1 tRNA gene and 2 rRNA genes are annotated in these 3,699 nt (G+C 53.7%); all 3 read right to left on the bottom strand.

The features are described from left to right. Position 1: 1 nt before the first annotated feature. A tRNA-Met gene (locus AC2TEL_RS21525) sits at positions 2 to 78 on the bottom strand. 49 nt (positions 79 to 127) lie between these two features. Beyond that, positions 128 to 242: ribosomal RNA gene (rrf, locus tag AC2TEL_RS21520) — 5S ribosomal RNA — on the bottom strand. Positions 243 to 464: 222 nt separating this feature from the next. After that, positions 465 to 3,330, bottom strand: a 23S ribosomal RNA gene (locus tag AC2TEL_RS21515). Positions 3,331 to 3,699 lie beyond the last annotated feature (369 nt).

Below are 3,699 nucleotides of genomic sequence, written 5' to 3'. Positions count from 1 at the left end.
TTGGTTGCGGGGAGAGGATTTGAACCTCTGACCTTCAGGTTATGAGCCTGACGAGCTACCGGACTGCTCCACCCCGCGCCAGGTGTTTTGTTTTCATCGATAGAGAGAAGTATTGGGATTTTTCTAGGTTTGGCGGTGACCTACTCTCCCGGGGCTTAAGCCCAAGTACCATTGGCGCGGCAGTGCTTAACTTCCGGGTTCGGGATGGGACCGGGTGTTTCACTTGCGCTATGACCACCAAACCGAGGAAAATCCCCACGTCGCTGTTTTTGCGGAGCAAAAAAGCGACGGGCGGCAGGCAGCGTATTCGCGAAGCGAATGCGCGTTGCCGCACGGTTGTTATGTCACCCCTTACGGGGTTTCACATCAATCAACACCGTGCAATCCGCTTTGCGGATTGTCACGTCATTGTCCAACTCAAGGTCAGTGTATGCTTTTGGTGATTTGTCTTTCCATTACTGGATCAAATCAAGCCTATCGGGCGATTAGTACCGGTCAACTGAACGCATTACTGCGCTTACATCTCCGGCCTATTGACGTGGTGGTCTTCCACGGCCCTCAGGGAGACCTTGTTTTGAGGGGGGCTTCCCGCTTAGATGCCTTCAGCGGTTATCCTGTCCGATCATAGCTACCCAGCACTGCCGTTGGCACGACAACTGGTCCACCAGTGGATCGTTCACCCCGGTCCTCTCGTACTAGGGGCAACTCCTCTCAAGTCTCCTACACCCACGGCAGATAGGGACCGAACTGTCTCACGACGTTCTAAACCCAGCTCACGTACCTCTTTAAACGGCGAACAGCCGTACCCTTGGGACCTGCTCCAGCCCCAGGATGAGATGAGCCGACATCGAGGTGCCAAACACTGCCGTCGATATGGACTCTTGGGCAGTATCAGCCTGTTATCCCCGGCGTACCTTTTATCCGTTGAGCGATGGCCCTTCCACTCGGGACCACCGGATCACTATGGCCGTCTTTCGACTCTGCTCGACTTGTCAGTCTCGCAGTCAGGCTGGCTTCTGCCATTGCACTCAACGAGCGATTTCCGACCGCTCTGAGCCAACCTTCGCGCGCCTCCGTTACGCTTTAGGAGGCGACCGCCCCAGTCAAACTACCCGCCACGCAGGGTCCCGGATCCGGATAACGGACCGCGGTTAGACATCAAGAGTGCGAAGGGTGGTATCTCAAGGGAGGCTCCACGGATACTTGCGTTTCCGCTTCAAAGCCTACCACCTATCCTGCACATCACAATCCTGATGCCAGTGCGAAGCTGTAGTAAAGGTGCACGGGGTCTTTCCGTCTAACCGCGGGAAGCCTGCATCTTGACAGGCAATTCAATTTCGCTGAGTCGATGTTGGAGACAGCGGGGAAGTCGTTACGCCATTCGTGCAGGTCGGAACTTACCCGACAAGGAATTTCGCTACCTTAGGACCGTTATAGTTACGGCCGCCGTTTACCTGGGCTTCAATTCAAGGCTCTCACCTCTCCTTTTAACCTTCAGGCACCGGGCAGGCGTCAGACCCTATACGTCGTCTTGCGACTTCGCAGAGCCCTGTGTTTTTAATAAACAGTCGCCACCCCCTGGTTTGTGCCCCCAGCCCCTAGTTGCCTAGGAACCGGGCCTCCTTCTCGCGAACTTACGGAGGTATTTTGCCGAGTTCCTTCAACATCGTTCTCTCAAGCGCCTTGGTATGCTCTACCAGTCCACCTGTGTCGGTTTAGGGTACGGTCTGATGGAGGGCTATTTCCAGGAACCACTCAGCAGCCCAATCAATCCGATAAGATTGAACTACACCTGTGATCCGTCACATCCTCCTGGCCTAGGAATATTAACCTAGTTCCCATCGCCTACGCCTTTCGGCCTCGGCTTAGGGGCCGGCTTACCCTGCTCAGATTAGCTTTAAGCAGGAACCCTTGGACTTTCGGCGAGAGTGTCTCTCACACTCTTTGTCGCTACTCATGTCATCATTCTCACTAGTGATCTCTCCACCGGATGGCTCACGCCCCGGCTTCATCGAAAGAACTCGATCCTGCGCTACCGCCTATTCGGCTACTTGAGCGCGGTTGCCCGCGCCACATAACCGGCGGCAATACAGGATGAGTTCTATGTCACACTACGCTCTGCTACCATGCCTTACGGCATCCTAAGCTTCGGCTCATGGCTTGAGCCCCGTTACATCTTCGCCGCAGGACAACTTATTTAGACCAGTGAGCTGTTACGCTATCTTTAAAGGATGGCTGCTTCTAAGCCAACCTCCTGGTTGTTTTGGTCGTCCCACCTGCTTTCCCACTTAGCCATGAATTGGGGGCCTTAGCTGTAGGTCAGGGTTGTTTCCCTCTCCACTACGGACGTTAGCATCCGCAGTGTGTCTGCCATCTAGTACTCCCGGGTATTCGGAGTTTGGTTAGGATCAGTAAGCCTGTGGGGCCCCATTACCCATCCAGTGCTCTACCCCCCGGGGTATTCGGATGACGCTCTACCTAAATAGATTTCGCAGAGAACCAGCTATCTCCGAGTTTGATTGGCCTTTCACCCCTAGGCACAGCTCATCCCGATCCTTTTCAACGGATGTGGGTTCGGTCCTCCAGTAAGTGTTACCTTACCTTCAACCTGGCCATGCCTAGATCACTCGGTTTCGGGTCTGATCCCACGAACTCATACGCCCTATTAAGACTCGCTTTCGCTACGCCTACACCTAACGGCTTAAGCTTGCTCGTGAGACCAAGTCGATGACCCATTATACAAAAGGTACGCCGTCAGCTCGCTAGGAGCCTCCGACTGATTGTAGGCGTTCGGTTTCAGGTACTGTTTCACTCCCCTCGTCGGGGTGCTTTTCACCTTTCCCTCACGGTACTGGTTCGCTATCGGTCAGCAAGGAGTACTTAGCCTTCGAAGGTGGTCCTCCGATCTTCAGACAGAATTTCACGTGTTCCGCCCTACTTAATACGTCCGTCAAAGCTTCCTATACGGGGCTGTCACCCGCTATGGCCACGCTTCCCAACGTGTTCTAGTCACTTATCCGGCTCGGCTGGTCCCCGTTCGCTCGCCGCTACTGGGGGAGTATCAATTGATTTCCTTTCCTCCGGGTACTTAGATGTTTCAGTTCCCCGGGTTTGCTCTTAAAACCCTATGTATTCAGGTCTTAAGTACCTGTTCATGCTCATTATTGATCAGCTGTGCTAACAATAACAAACATTCAGGTGGGTTGCCCCATTCAGAGATCCATGGATCAAAGCTTATTCTCAGCTCCCCATGGCTTATCGCAGAGTATCACGTCTTTCATCGCCTCTTGCTGCCAAGGCATTCACCAAACGCCCTTCTCGCGCTTGATTTGATCCAGAAAAAGAAAGACACGACCTTTTTGTCCTACCGCCTATTCGGCTACTTGAGGACATGAACTCTTCCGGCCTTCGGCCTTCACAGTTCGGGGGTCGGATCGATCGAGACCGCCCAGCTGGTAACTAAAGGCAGTCATTCTTCTGAACCAAAAACATACATTTCCCGCCCCCGCCACCTGGACGAGGACAATTGAGCAACCCCATATGGTCTCTCAGCCGTGCAGCTGATCAACGCAGGTCGCTCGGGTTAGTATATTTGACTTGGACAACTCTGTTCGTTTCAGTCGCGATACGCATTCCAGGCCGGCTAGACCCAAACTGCGCCGCTTATCCGAAGATAAGAACGACTGAGATCAGCGCCAC

The organism is Ruegeria sp. HKCCD9138, from assembly GCF_057220975.1.
Note: the sequence above shows the minus strand (reverse complement) of the source record. Positions and strands in the feature narration are given on the sequence as shown.